10 protein-coding genes are annotated in these 12,979 nt (G+C 60.7%); 6 read left to right on the top strand and 4 right to left on the bottom strand.

Annotated elements, in window-relative coordinates:
- Nucleotides 1-135: 135 nt before the first annotated feature.
- On the bottom strand, nucleotides 136-3,450 hold the full coding sequence (gene treS / locus PSFL_RS09065; protein ID WP_397469929.1) for a maltose alpha-D-glucosyltransferase: 3,315 nt from the start codon (nucleotides 3,448-3,450) through the stop codon (nucleotides 136-138).
- Between the two features lie 153 nt (nucleotides 3,451-3,603).
- On the bottom strand, nucleotides 3,604-5,577 hold the full coding sequence (locus tag PSFL_RS09070; RefSeq protein ID WP_397469930.1) for an alpha-1,4-glucan--maltose-1-phosphate maltosyltransferase: 1,974 nt from the start codon (nucleotides 5,575-5,577) through the stop codon (nucleotides 3,604-3,606).
- 468 nt (nucleotides 5,578-6,045) lie between these two features.
- On the opposite strand from PSFL_RS09070, the gene PSFL_RS09075 reads away from it, so the two are divergent.
- Together PSFL_RS09075 and PSFL_RS09080 are read left to right on the top strand one after the other, a co-directional pair.
- Nucleotides 6,046-7,215 (top strand): M10 family metallopeptidase C-terminal domain-containing protein, encoded by a 1,170-nt coding sequence (locus PSFL_RS09075; RefSeq protein ID WP_397469931.1) that lies wholly within the window; start codon nucleotides 6,046-6,048, stop codon nucleotides 7,213-7,215.
- Nucleotides 7,216-7,536: 321 nt separating this feature from the next.
- The gene (locus PSFL_RS09080) at nucleotides 7,537-7,695 is read left to right on the top strand and encodes a hypothetical protein (RefSeq protein ID WP_162947732.1); all 159 of its coding nucleotides are present in this window, start codon (nucleotides 7,537-7,539) and stop codon (nucleotides 7,693-7,695) included.
- Between the two features lie 10 nt (nucleotides 7,696-7,705).
- Here PSFL_RS09080 and PSFL_RS09085 read toward each other — a convergent pair whose 3' ends face one another.
- Nucleotides 7,706-8,200 carry an MgtC/SapB family protein gene (locus PSFL_RS09085; protein WP_057444089.1) on the bottom strand — a complete coding sequence of 165 codons (495 nt, stop codon included), beginning with the start codon at nucleotides 8,198-8,200 and terminating at the stop codon, nucleotides 7,706-7,708.
- 119 nt (nucleotides 8,201-8,319) lie between these two features.
- Here PSFL_RS09085 and PSFL_RS09090 point away from each other — a divergent pair, with 119 nt between their 5' ends.
- From PSFL_RS09090 to PSFL_RS09105, 4 genes are all read left to right on the top strand, one after another.
- Nucleotides 8,320-8,559 carry a DUF3203 family protein gene (locus PSFL_RS09090; RefSeq protein ID WP_057436618.1) on the top strand — a complete coding sequence of 80 codons (240 nt, stop codon included), beginning with the start codon at nucleotides 8,320-8,322 and terminating at the stop codon, nucleotides 8,557-8,559.
- 195 nt (nucleotides 8,560-8,754) lie between these two features.
- The gene (gene ccoG, locus PSFL_RS09095) at nucleotides 8,755-10,170 is read left to right on the top strand and encodes a cytochrome c oxidase accessory protein CcoG (RefSeq protein ID WP_057436620.1); all 1,416 of its coding nucleotides are present in this window, start codon (nucleotides 8,755-8,757) and stop codon (nucleotides 10,168-10,170) included.
- A gap of 73 nt (nucleotides 10,171-10,243) precedes the next feature.
- Complete coding sequence (gene mapR, locus PSFL_RS09100; protein WP_057436622.1) at nucleotides 10,244-11,653, top strand: GntR family transcriptional regulator MpaR; 1,410 nt, start codon at nucleotides 10,244-10,246, stop codon at nucleotides 11,651-11,653.
- 198 nt (nucleotides 11,654-11,851) lie between these two features.
- A complete protein-coding gene (locus PSFL_RS09105) occupies nucleotides 11,852-12,211 on the top strand; it encodes a hypothetical protein (protein ID WP_232544754.1) in 360 nt (119 codons plus the stop codon).
- A gap of 18 nt (nucleotides 12,212-12,229) precedes the next feature.
- Here PSFL_RS09105 and PSFL_RS09110 read toward each other — a convergent pair whose 3' ends face one another.
- Nucleotides 12,230-12,976, bottom strand: a complete 747-nt coding sequence (locus tag PSFL_RS09110) for an SDR family oxidoreductase (protein WP_057959466.1) — start codon at nucleotides 12,974-12,976, stop codon at nucleotides 12,230-12,232.
- Nucleotides 12,977-12,979 lie beyond the last annotated feature (3 nt).

Here is a 12,979-nt window from a genome sequence, read left to right on the forward strand (position 1 = left end):
CCGCTTGTGACACTAAGGATCAAATGTGGGAGCTGGCTTGCCAGCGCTGGCGCAGTGTCAGCTAACGCCGCCATCGTAGCCTGGCGACAGCTCGACAACTCCTACATTCGATCTGCTTTGTTTTGACGTACGCCTTTAACGCCCGTCCAGCAACCCGTGCAATCCGCGCAATGGCACTGCCAGCCAGGTCGGGCGGTTCTCTGCCTCGTAGGCCACTTCATACGCCGCCTTCTCCAGGCTGAACAATGCGAGAGCCGCTTCTGCCCCTTTGGCATCCTGCCAGTCATGCGCCAGTGTAGACGTAGCCTGTTGATACGCCTGGATAAATGCCTGGCGCGCTTCAGTCAGGTAGCGATCTACCACGCGTTGGCGCGAGGCATCGGTATCGGCCGAGTGATCCAGCCCTTGCCCTTGCACATTCAGGGCCATGGCGGCGGCGTAGTCGAACGAACGCAGTACGCCGCTGACGTCCTTGTACGGGCTGTGCTTGCCCCGACGCTCGTGCAACGGCCGCGCGGGCTCGCCCTCGAAGTCGATCAGATAGGCATCGCCCTTGACCACCAGGACCTGGCCCAGGTGCAAATCCCCATGGACCCGGATGCGCAAGCCGCCCACCGTGGCTTTTGCCAAGGCCTGCACATGGCTGGCAATCGCCTTTTTCTGTGCCAGCAGTTGAGTGACCAACCCCTGGTCGGCGGGGTTCAATTGGTTTTGATGCTGTTTGAGCAGTTGCAATGCACGCTCGATCTGCGCGCCCACCTGCTTGGCCCAGCCCTGGCTGTCCTTGACGGTAGTGACTTCGGGCAGGAAGTCCGGGTTGGTGGTTGGCGCGGCCAGCACGTTGTGCATTTCCCCCAGCCGTTGCCCGAGCAGCCCGGCGAAATCCGCCAGTTCGCCGAGGGCGTTGTAGTGCTGTTCCTGTTCGGAAATCGCTTCGGCCAATTCATCGCGAATCGCCCGCTCCAGGTTGTTCTGGGTCCAGCCCCAGGCATCGCCCTGATTGCTGAGATAGCCCTGGGCAATCATCAACAGGTTGTCCTGGCCTTCGGCATCGCGGCGGATCACCGAACCCAGCAACGGCGAGATATGCGCGTAGCCGGCGGCGGTCAGGTAGGCGCCCATTTCCAGTTCCGGATGAATCCCGGTGCTGACCTTGCGGATCAACTTCAGCACCAGGCTTTCGCCGACCACCACCGAACTGTTGGACTGCTCGGCCGCCAGGTAACGCACTTGCAACTGATCGCCCAGGGGCAAGTCGGGCAATTGTGGGGTTGGCTCGAAACGGATCTCCCCATCGCTGCTGGTAAGCACGGTCTCGGCGCGCAAGCCCTCGATCACTGCGCGGATGAAGCTGTCGAGGCTGAACGCATCGGTGATCAGGCCCACCTGGCGCACCCGGCGTACCCGCGCCAGGGCCAGTTGCTGCGGCAAGGCGCTGCTGAACTGATCTTCGCCCAGCAGGCCGAAGGGCAACTGATAACGGCTGGTCTGCCCGCCGCTGGTCACTTCAATCTCACTGAGAAGCACCGGATGCTGGGCATCGCCAAAGCGCACGCCATAGGCGATATGCACGCGGTCGATGGTTGAGTCCTTATTGGCGAACCAACGCCGATTGGCCAGCCAGCTGGGCAGTGAAGTCTGCTCCAGAGTGGTGCGGCACGGCGCTTCGAGCAATTCTTCGAGGCGTTTTTTCAGGACCAGGGTGGTGAAGTCCGGCAGACTCTGGGCCGGCTCCACATGCCAGCTGGGCATCTGGTTTTCCGCGGCCAACACAAACCAATAGAAGCCGTAGGGTGCCAGGGTCAGCAGAAAATTCAGCTGACCGATGGGCGGGAAGGCATTGCCGCCGAGCATTTCCACCGGAACCATACCGGCAAAGGCCGACAGGTCCAACTCCGCCGCCTGGGCCGTACGCGACACGTTGGCCACACACAGGATGATCTCCTGTTTGCCGTCGACGCCGGTGTACTCGCGGGTGTAAGCGAGGATCCGGCGGTTGCTCGGCGAGAGCATTTTCAGGGTGCCGCGCCCGAACGCCTTGGACTGCTTGCGGATCGCCAGCATGCGCCGCGTCCAGTTCAGGAGGGAATGGGGGTCCTGGGCCTGGGTTTCGACGTTGACCGACTGGTAGCCGTAGAGCGGGTCCATGATCGGCGGCAGCACCAGGCTGGCCGGGTCGGCGCGGGAAAAACCACCGTTACGGTCGATGGACCATTGCATCGGCGTGCGCACGCCGTCGCGGTCGCCCAGGTAGATATTGTCGCCCATGCCAATTTCATCACCGTAATACAGGGTCGGTGTGCCAGGCATGGACAGCAACAGGCTGTTGAGCAGCTCGATGCGGCGGCGGTCGCGCTCCATCAAGGGCGCCAGGCGTCGGCGAATCCCCAGGTTGATGCGCGCGCGGCGATCGGCGGCGTAGTAGTTCCACAGGTAATCGCGCTCCTTGTCGGTGACCATTTCCAGGGTCAGCTCATCATGGTTGCGCAGGAAAATCGCCCATTGGCAGTTCGCGGGAATTTCCGGGGTCTGGCGCAGAATATCGGTGATCGGGAAGCGATCTTCCTGGGCCAGGGCCATGTACATGCGCGGCATCAGCGGGAAGTGGAAGGCCATATGGCATTCGTCGCCGTCGTCGCCCTTCTGGTCACCAAAGTACAGCTGGGTATCTTCCGGCCATTGGTTGGCTTCGGCCAGCAGCATGCGGTCGGGGTAGTTGGCGTCGATCTCGGCACGGATCTGCTTGAGCACATCGTGGGTTTCGGGAAGGTTTTCGTTGTTGGTGCCGTCGCGCTCGATCAGGTAAGGAATCGCGTCCAGGCGCAGGCCGTCGATGCCCATGTCCAGCCAGTAGCACATCACCGACAGCACGGCCTTCATGACTTGCGGGTTGTCGAAGTTGAGGTCCGGCTGGTGGGAATAGAAGCGGTGCCAGAAGTACTGGCCGGCGACCGGGTCCCAGGTCCAGTTGGACTTTTCGGTGTCGAGGAAAATGATGCGGGTGCCGTCGTATTTCTGGTCGTCATCGGACCACACGTAGAAGTCCCGGGCACTGGAGCCAGGCTTGGCCTTGCGCGCGCGCTGGAACCACGGATGCTGGTCCGAGGTGTGGTTGATCACCAGCTCCGTAATCACCCGCAGCCCGCGCTTGTGCGCCTCGGCGATAAAACGCTTGGCGTCGGCCATGGTCCCGTAGTCGCTGTGCACACCACGGTATTCGGCAATGTCATAGCCGTCGTCACGGCGTGGCGATGGGTAGAACGGCAGCAGCCAGATGGTGTTCACGCCCAGGTCGGCGATGTAGTCGAGTTTGGCGATCAGCCCGGGGAAATCCCCTATGCCGTCGTTATTGGAGTCGAAATAGGATTTGACGTGAACCTGGTAAATCACCGCGTCCTTGTACCAGAGCGGGTCTTTGATAAAGGTGGCAGCCTTGGGTTTCTTCGCCATTGGAAACTCCTGGAAAATTCAAGAAAACTTATAGACTGGGCTTGATCAATGTATGCGGGCTTGCCCGCGATAGCGCTGGATCAGTTGATGGATACTTGACTGGCACACTGCTATCGCGGGCAAGCCCGCTCCCACAGCTGATCTGCATCCGACTCAAGGCTGGGTTACGCGCCAGATGCCAAATGGCATATGGGGCTCGATGCGCATCCATTGGGTCTTGCCGTACCAGGTCCAGCGATGGCCGTTCATCAGGTCTTCGCCCTGCACCTGGGCGTCGTCCGGCAGGCCCATCTCCCACAGCGGCAGCTCGAAATGCGCCTCCTGGGCGTTGAACGGGTCGAGGTTGACGGCGACCAGGATGAAGTTGCTGCCATCCTCGCTGCGCTTGCCGAAGTACAAGATGTGGTCGTTGAACGCGTTGTAGAGCGTCAGGCCCAGGTGTGTCTGCAGCGCCGGGTTTTGCCGGCGGATGCGGTTGAGTTGGGCAATCTCGGCAATGATGTTGCCGGGGGCGCTGAAGTCCCGGGGGCGGATCTCGTACTTTTCCGAGTCCAGGTACTCTTCCTTGCCCGGCACCGGCGCGCTTTCACACAGCTCAAAACCCGAATACATGCCCCATAGGCCCGAGCCCATGGTGGCCAGCGCGGCACGGATCAAAAAGCCGGGGCGCCCGGACTCATGCAGAAAGCCCGGGTTGATGTCCGGCGTGTTGACGAAAAAGTTCGGCCGGTAGCATTCACGCCAGGGCGACTGGTTCAACTGGGTGAAGTACTCACTCAATTCGGCCTTGGTGTTGCGCCAGGTGAAATAGGTGTAGCTCTGGGAATAACCGACCTTGCCCAGCCGCGCCATCATCGCCGGGGTGGTGAAGGCCTCGGCGAGGAAGATCACTTCGGGGTGCTGGGCCCGTACGTCGCTGATCAACCATTGCCAAAATGGCAGCGGCTTGGTGTGAGGGTTGTCGACGCGGAAGGTCTTGACCCCCTCCTCGACCCAGCCCAGCACGACATCGCGCAACTCCAGCCACAGGCTGGGGATCGCATCGGCGGCATAGAAGTCGACGTTGACGATGTCCTGGTATTTCTTCGGCGGGTTTTCCGCATATTTGATCGTGCCGTCCGGGCGCCAGTTGAACCAGCCGGGATGCTGCTTGAGCCAGGGGTGGTCCTGGGAACACTGGATGGCAAAGTCCAGGGCGATCTCCAGGCCGTGCTCGGCGGCGGCCGCTACCAGGCGGCGGAAATCCTCGCGGGTGCCCAGTTGCGAATGGATGGCGTCGTGGCCGCCCTCCTCGCTGCCGATGGCATACGGGCTGCCGGGATCCTCGGGGCCGGCGGTCAGTGAGTTGTTCTTGCCCTTGCGGTGACTGCGGCCGATCGGGTGGATCGGCGGGAAGTACAGCACGTCAAAGCCCATGTCGTGGATCATCGCCAGGCGCCCATGCACGTCATTGAAAGTGCCATGACGCGCCGCATCGTCGGTGATCGAGCGCGGAAACAGCTCGTACCAACTGGCAAACAACGCCTGGGGCCGTTCCACATCCAGTGGATACACTGGGCTGATACTCAGGTAGGGGCGCAAATCGGCCTCGGCCATCAGCTGTGCACTGTGTTCGTGCAGAAACAACGCGACCTGCTCGGTTTCCAGCAGCCCGGACAATTGTTGATGCAATTGCTGCAAGTGCTCCTGCAGCTCACCTTCACTGCGTTCAGCGGCTTGCAAGACCTGCTGGCGACCTTCCTGCAGCTCCAGGCTGACGGGAACCCCGGCGGTGTGTTTCTTGCCCAGTTCGTAGCAGAAACTGGCGAAATGGTCGATCCACGCCTCGATGCAATATTGGTGCGGGCCCTGCAGGGTGACGTCGAAAGTGCCTTCACAGGTGTTGTTGCCCTTGTCTGCCATGACCTCGCGATGCCAGTTGTCTTCACTCAGCGACCGCCAGCGAATCAACACGGCCAACTGGTCATGGCCGTCGGCGAACACCTTGCTGGTAACGTGGATGGATTGCCCTTGCACGGCCTTGACGGCGAATGCGCCGGCATCAATCACCGGCATCGTGTCTTCAATGGCGATCCTGGGCAGCAACAGTGCCTGGGACAGTGGTAATCCGGGTATTTCAGCCGTCATCGAGCATCTCCCCTTACGCCCCATGGACGCTCTTGTGCTTGATTGTCAGTGCTGCAGGCGGGCTCTTCCTGAGCCGGCCACATAAGGTCCGAGCCCGGTGGCTCGCGGAAAGTTCAGATGGATGTGCCGCCCGCCGGGCGGGAATCAATCGGTCGTGCCGATTGTCCCCGATACAACAAAGCACAAAGGAGGCCATACCGATGAGTATCCCGATCCCGCACGAACCCCAGAGCCCAATATAGACAAGCCACCACTGCCGCCCACTGAGCCAGTGCCGATTCCCGAGCAGGAGCCACCTGAAAACCAGCCACCACCGATGGAGGACCCACCGCAAACCGCGCCACCGGTCGTCGCCTGAAAAGCGTCGCTGCTTGCCCGCGATCGGGCAAGCATTAGAGATACGTCCTACCAACCAGCCCGAAAGCACTGAAGTCGATCGCCCTCGCCCGAAGATAGGCTGACTTGCGCATGCATCACGTCAAACCCATGCGAGGGCTCATCATGTCAATTCAACCCGCTAATCATCCGCCGTACCGACCTATCACGTCGCTTCCTGAAAAAGTGCCACTTAATCATTCTCAAGAGATTCTGCGCTTGCTCAAGGCCGGCCCAAGTGCCCTCCCACGAACAAAAGCGCCTGACAGACCGCGTCAGCAGCCAACGCCTACCTCACAGTTCAAAACCACGCGCCAGCCTGACGCAAAGCCTGCCGAGCGTGGCTATCCCTCCCGGCAGTCCGAGGCGGCCACTGCACAGGCCAAGCCTCGCCCACAAACGCCTGACGCAGGCTCTGTAATAGCCGACAAAGTTGGCAAGTTATTGAACCGCGACAGTGTCATACAAATGTTGCGCGAGCCGTTTTCCATGGAGACCAGGAGCCGTCTCAGCGAACTGCGCACGTTGTTGAGCCCGGCCAATATCCGCACGATGCAGAATGGCCCCAATGCCGCCGGAACGATCAGGCAACTCAACGAATTCAAGACACTCTTGAGCCAAACAAACCTCGAGCACCTGCAAGATACTGCGGCAGCCGTGGAGGTCCCTGGGTTGAGTAAGAATGAAATCAGATCACGCATGAACACCGGCGACCCCGAGGCGGATTTCAGGGCCAGCCAGGAAGTCGAGCAAGAGTTGCGTCTGGAGGAAGTGAATATCAAGCAGCGCAAGCGCGATAGCGCAGGCACCGCCAAGGCCCTTTCCGGCCTCGGCCAATCATTGAACGCACTCCCCCAGGACACGCCAACGGATGAGACACCGTCCCAGGCAAAGCCAATACCGGAGAATAACCCGCCGATACAGACAACCCAGACACCCCAGCCCAGGGACAATCCACCTGCCCAAGGCAACAGCCAAACCTTCACCTTCGGCAATATTGGCGAATCGATCCTGGCAGCGCCGAGCGAAGTCATGAACTTTGCCCACGGCCGTGACAAGCTCGATGTCTCGGGAGTTCGTGCCCAACTGGGTAATAAACCCCTTAACCTGGTAGAGAACTTCTCAGGCGCCAGCGGTGAAATGCAGATTCACTACCTGCCGGGTACCCACACAAGCGTGGTGATGATCGCCGGCGATCCCGGGAAGCCACCGTTCGTGGTCAAGGTGTTTGGTGAAGTGACCTACAGCGATCTGGTGACCTGAGCAGGCGGCGGTGATTAAAGGGCCGCACAGGTGATTCGGTGATTTGACTGACCTGGATCAGCATGCCCTGCGTGCTGTTGATCCAGGCACCGGCCCCGCGGCTTGCGGGGGCTGATGAGCGAAAGACCATGAGTTAATCCGGGTAGAACGCTCTTGTGCGTGATTGTCAGTGATGCAGGCGGGCTCTTCCTGAACCGGCCACATAAGGTCCGAGCCCGATGGCCGAAGGAACGTTCAGAGGGGTGTGCCACCACCGGGCGGGAATCAATCGGCCGTGGCGGTTGTCCACCGATTGAGCAAAACACAAACGAGACCACCGCGATGAACATCCCGATTCCTGCTGAAACACCCGACCCGAATATTGATACACCGACCTTGCCGCCGACCGAGCCTGCGCCGATTCCCGAACAGGAACCGCCGGAAAGCGTGCCGCCGGCAAAGGAAGAACCGCCTACGACTATGCCGCCGGTTATCGTGTAGGAGCCCGTAGCTAAGGCTTGTCTAGTAGTTTCACAATCCTTGGCATCACGCTGAACACCAGTAGCGCCAGCACGGTGCTCAGTACCGCAGTGGACTCCTTGCCCAACCCCGCCGCCACCCCGATGGCGGCGGTCATCCATAGGCCGGCTGCGGTGGTCAAGCCCTTGACGTGCTGGCCAGTGTCCTCCTCCTTGCCCTTGAGAATCGTCCCCGCGCCGAGGAAACCGATACCGGCGATCACCCCCTGCACCACCCGGCTCATGGCGTCTGCCTGGGAGCCGGACATCTGTGGCACCAGCACAAACAAGGCTGCGCCCATCGCCACCAGCATATGGGTGCGCACACCGGCGGCCTTGCCTTTCTGTTCGCGCTCAAAGCCCAGGATGCCACCCAGAATCGCGGCGATCAGCAGGCGTAGGGTGATTTGCGTCAGTTGCCGCGCATCGCCGATATCGGCGAATTCGCTTTGCAGGGTTTGCCAGACTTCTTGCCACCAGGCGTCCATGGTCCTGTCCTTTTCATGGGAGATAGAAGATGGACAGCAACGACCGCCAGTCAGTTGCGCCGAACCATTGGCCCGCGTGCATCACCTAATGAACAGCACCGAACAACCAGGAGAAGACCATGCCCGTACGTATCGAAAACCAGACCTGCTATTTCAAGACCGACGACAACGGTGAAGAACAACGCTGCAGCGTTTTGGAGGTGACGGTGATTACCGACAGCGACAAATCCATGTCGGCGGTCGAGATCGACGGCCAACGGATCTACATCACCGAAGCCGAGGCCGACGCCTTGACCGTCGCAGGTGCCATTGACGGGCGCAAGCACCTCAAGGCCAGCACCGGTGATTCGGTGATTTGATTGACCTGGATCAGCATGCCTTGCGTGCTGTTGATCCAGGCACCGGCCCCGCGGCTTGCGGGGTGCTGCACATTGTCGCAGCGGCGCGCTAAAAACTCATCTGATCCGCTTTTTATGGTTTTACCTGAGTCTGTTATGCAAACAGATCGCGGCCCATAGTTCATCCGCCTGATGGAGGCTGATGAGCGAAAGACCATGAGCGATAGAATCCCCGTCCGATTAGTAGAAAATTTCGAGCCTGCACATCCAAAGAAGATGAAGGCCAAATCCAGCGACAACCTGATTCACACCCGCAGTTTCACCGGCCTGTTCCGGACCTTGCGCATAAGCGGTGCAGGCTTTCTGTTCCTGGCGTTTTTTGGCACCGTGTGGCTGAACTGGGACTCACGCCAGGCGGTGTTGTGGGACCTGGCTGAAAGCAAGTTCCATATTTTTGGCGCAACCTTCTGGCCCCAGGATTTCATCCTGTTGTCGGCGTTGTTGATCATCTGTGCCTTCGGGCTGTTTGCCATTACGGTATTTGCCGGCCGCGTCTGGTGTGGCTACACCTGCCCGCAAAGCTCGTTTACCTGGCTGTTCATGTGGTGCGAGAAAGTCACCGAAGGTGAGCGAAACCAGCGGATCAAGCTGCAGGCCGCGCCCTGGAGCGTGAATAAACTGGCGCGCCGCGCCGCCAAACACACCCTGTGGCTGGCAATCAGTGTGCTGACCGGCTTGACCTTTGTCGGCTATTTCACCCCGATCCGGCCCCTGGCCGAGGAGCTGTTGACCTGGCAGATGGGCGGTGTCAGCCTGTTCTGGGTGCTGTTCTTTACCGGCGCCACCTACATCAACGCCGGCTGGCTGCGGGAAGCGGTGTGCATGCATATGTGCCCGTATGCACGGTTCCAGAGCGTGATGTTCGACAAGGACACCCTGACCATTTCCTACGACGCCGCCCGTGGCGAAAGCCGTGGCCCGCGCAAACGCGATGTGAACCCGGCCGATGTGGGCCTGGGCGACTGCATCGACTGCCACTTGTGCGTGCAGGTCTGCCCCACCGGCATCGACATCCGCGATGGCCTGCAGATGGAGTGCATCGGCTGCGCCGCCTGCATCGACGCCTGCGATTCGATCATGGATAAAATGGGTTATGCCCGGGGCTTGATCAGTTACACCTCCGAACATCAGTTGCAGGGTGGCAAGACCCACCTGCTGCGGCCACGCCTGATCGGCTACAGTGCCGTGCTGCTGGTGATGATCGCCGCCCTGGTGATGGCACTGGTGCAACGGCCCATGGTCTCGCTGGACGTCACCAAGGACCGTGGCATGTTCCGGGAGAACAGCCAGGGGTTGATCGAGAACATCTACAGTTTGAAGATCATCAACAAGACCCAGCAACGTCAGGATTACCGCGTGCAACTGGTGGATGGTGAAGGCTTCCAGCTACAGGGCAAGACCGAGATCAGCCTGGCGCCCGGAGAGATCACGGATGTGCCGGTGTCTGTGGCGCTGACCCGTGACAAGCCGACCAGCAGCTCGCAAACCATCCGTTTCAAGGTAACGGATATCGACGAGCCAAGTGTTTATAGTGTCGCCGACAGCCGTTTTGTCGCGCCGCTGAACCGCTGACCCACGCAATCCCCCTGTGGGAGCAGGCTAGCCCTCTCCCACATTTTGACCGCTGTAGAACATTAGGATCACGATGAAACGCTACGAGAAATTTGCCGACGACATCGCTGAACTGATCCGCTCCGGCGTCCTCGGGCCGGGCCAGCGGGTGCCGTCGGTGCGCTATGCCAGCCAGACCTATGGCGTCAGCCCCTCCACGGTGTTCCAGGCCTATTACCTGCTGGAGCGCCGCGGCCTGATCCGGGCGCGGCCGCGCTCCGGGTATTTCGTCAACACCCACGCGCCCAGCCCGTTTTCGGAGCCGGCAGTCAGCGCCCATGTTCACGAATCCACCGAGGTGGACGTCAGTGAGCTGGTGTTCTCGGTACTGGATTCGATCAAGGATCCGCAGACCGTGCCCTTCGGCTCGGCCTTCCCCAGCCCGACGCTGTTCCCCCTGCAACGCCTGGCCCGCTCCATGGCCAGCGCCAGCCGCGAAATGGACCCGCGCATGGTGGTCACGGACATGTCGCCGGGCAATCCGCAACTGCGCCGGCAAATCGCCCTGCGCTACATGGTCGGTGGCTTGATGCTGCCCATGGAAGAGCTGCTGATCACCAACGGCGCCCTGGAAGCGCTGAACCTGTGCCTGCAAGCGGTGACTGAGCCTGGCGATCTGGTGGCCATCGAAGCCCCGGCGTTTTATGCCTGCCTGCAAGTGTTGGAGCGCTTGAAGCTCAAGGCCGTGGAAATTCCGGTGCATCCGCGTGATGGCATTGACCTGAAGGTGCTGGCCCAGACCCTGGAGCGCTACCCGATCAAGGCCTGCTGGTGTATGACCAGTTTCCAGAACCCCATGGGTGCGACCATGCCCGAGGCCAAGAAGCAGGAGCTGGTCGAGTTGTTGCGCGGGCACCAGGTGCCGCTGATTGAAGACGATGTGTACGCCGAACTGTACTACGGCCAACAGGCGCCCAAGCCGGCCAAGGCCTTCGACACTGAAGGCCTGGTGATGCACTGCGGCTCCTTCGCCAAGAGCCTGGCCCCGGGCTATCGCGTGGGCTGGGTTGCGGCAGGCCGCTACGCGCAAAAGATTGAACGTCTGAAGCTGATGACCTCGCTCTGCGCCTCGATGCCGGCCCAGGCGGCCATTGCCGATTACCTGCAACACGGCGGCTACGACCGCCACCTGCGCAAACTGCGTTATGCCCTGGAAGAACAGCAAAGTGCCATGCTCGCGGCCATCGCCCGTTACTTTCCGGCGCAGACCCGAGTCAGCCAGCCCGCCGGCGGGTATTTCCTGTGGCTGGAGCTGCCGGAGCAGACCGACTCGCTGAAACTGTTCCAGATGGCCCTGGCCCAGGGCATCAGCATTGCACCGGGGCCGATCTTTTCGCCGACCCAGCGTTTTCGTAACTGTATCCGTCTGAATTACGGCAGCCCCTGGGATGAAACAGCGGAAAAGGCCATGGAGACGCTGGGGCGGATTGTGCGTTCGTTTTGAAAAACGCCTTGAAATAGATCAGCTCAACGGTGCCGTTGGACCGCGTGATTGCGCGGTTTAACATTCGCCTCTTTTCACTCAAAAAAGAGAGGTGCCATGAACAATGTCCTACCACCATTTTTTCATTTTCCATTGCCCATCCCACCTAACTACATGCGGGTCGCAGAACAGCGCGCAGTTCGCCGACTGACTGGCCCCATGGGGCGCCCTGCAGGGGATCACCGTTCGGCGGAAAGGATTATCGAACAGAGTGCAGTGTTGAAGGACTACGTCGACGGTAACGATCGCTGGCAATTGGACCGGGATCTCAAGCGGCATCTGGGCGACTGGACACAAGCCAACCCGGACCCGGACGCTCGCGCCAACGCCGCCTACGATCTGGATAAGGTGTTGCGCTTCATTGATAACCTGGACGAGTGCAAGCTCGACGGTAGTGAGGAGCGCAACGGCAAGATAGACGGGTTTTCCGAAAGGGGTGTGGTCATCCTGCACAACTCCGAGGCTGACCGCCTGGACCAGTTCGCCCGCAAAGGCTACTCGGTGCTGCCCACCTTTTGACGCGTTACGGCAGGCCTGCTAGCGGCCGCCCCCCAGGTCAATAAACGTCCCGGTGGCGTAGGACGCCTTGTCCGACAACAGCCAGACAATCGCTTCCGCCACTTCATCCGGGCGCCCGCCGCGGGCCATGGGAATGCCGGACTCAAGCTTGCTGACCCGATCCGGGTCGCCGCTCAGGGCATGGAACTCGGTGTAGATGTAGCCGGGGCGCACGGCATTGACACGAATCCCCTCGCCCGCCACTTCCTTGGACAGGCCAACGGTGAAGCTGTCCAGCGCGCCCTTGGACGCCGCATAGTCCACATACTCACCGGGCGCGCCAATGCGCGAGGCCACCGACGAGACGTTGACGATGCTGCCACCCTGCCCGCCATGTTTGGGCGACATACGCAGCAGCGCATGCTTGGCACACAGGATCGGCCCCAGCACGTTGGTCTTGAGGACTTTCAGGATACGGAATTCGGACATCTCATCGACCCGTGATTTATGCCCGACGGTCCCGGCATTGTTGACCAGCGCGGTGACGCGCCCCAGTTCGGTGTCGACGCGGTTGAACAGGCTGATCACTTCGTCTTCGATGCTGACATCGGCGCGCACCGCAATGGCCTGGGCACCGAGTGCGCGCACTTGCTCCAGTACCCGCAGCGCGGCGGCTTCATCGGACTGGAAATTGATGCAGATGCGATAGCCCTGTCGGGCCGCCAGCAAGGCTGTGGCGGCGCCGATCCCACGACTGCCACCGGTGATGATGACGACTTTGTCCATGCG

The organism is Pseudomonas sp. DD1 (assembly GCF_044510355.1).
GTDB lineage: Bacteria > Pseudomonadota > Gammaproteobacteria > Pseudomonadales > Pseudomonadaceae > Aquipseudomonas > Aquipseudomonas shahriarae.

Coding starts and splice junctions, on each gene's coding strand:
- treS (WP_397469929.1), bottom strand. CDS start 3,450: ATGGCGAAGAAACCCAAGGCTGCCACCTTTATCAAAGACCCGCTCTGG.
- PSFL_RS09070 (WP_397469930.1), bottom strand. CDS start 5,577: ATGACGGCTGAAATACCCGGATTACCACTGTCCCAGGCACTGTTGCTG.
- PSFL_RS09075 (WP_397469931.1), top strand. CDS start 6,046: ATGCATCACGTCAAACCCATGCGAGGGCTCATCATGTCAATTCAACCC.
- PSFL_RS09080 (WP_162947732.1), top strand. CDS start 7,537: ATGAACATCCCGATTCCTGCTGAAACACCCGACCCGAATATTGATACA.
- PSFL_RS09085 (WP_057444089.1), bottom strand. CDS start 8,200: ATGGACGCCTGGTGGCAAGAAGTCTGGCAAACCCTGCAAAGCGAATTC.
- PSFL_RS09090 (WP_057436618.1), top strand. CDS start 8,320: ATGCCCGTACGTATCGAAAACCAGACCTGCTATTTCAAGACCGACGAC.
- ccoG (WP_057436620.1), top strand. CDS start 8,755: ATGAGCGATAGAATCCCCGTCCGATTAGTAGAAAATTTCGAGCCTGCA.
- mapR (WP_057436622.1), top strand. CDS start 10,244: ATGAAACGCTACGAGAAATTTGCCGACGACATCGCTGAACTGATCCGC.
- PSFL_RS09105 (WP_232544754.1), top strand. CDS start 11,852: ATGGGGCGCCCTGCAGGGGATCACCGTTCGGCGGAAAGGATTATCGAA.
- PSFL_RS09110 (WP_057959466.1), bottom strand. CDS start 12,976: ATGGACAAAGTCGTCATCATCACCGGTGGCAGTCGTGGGATCGGCGCC.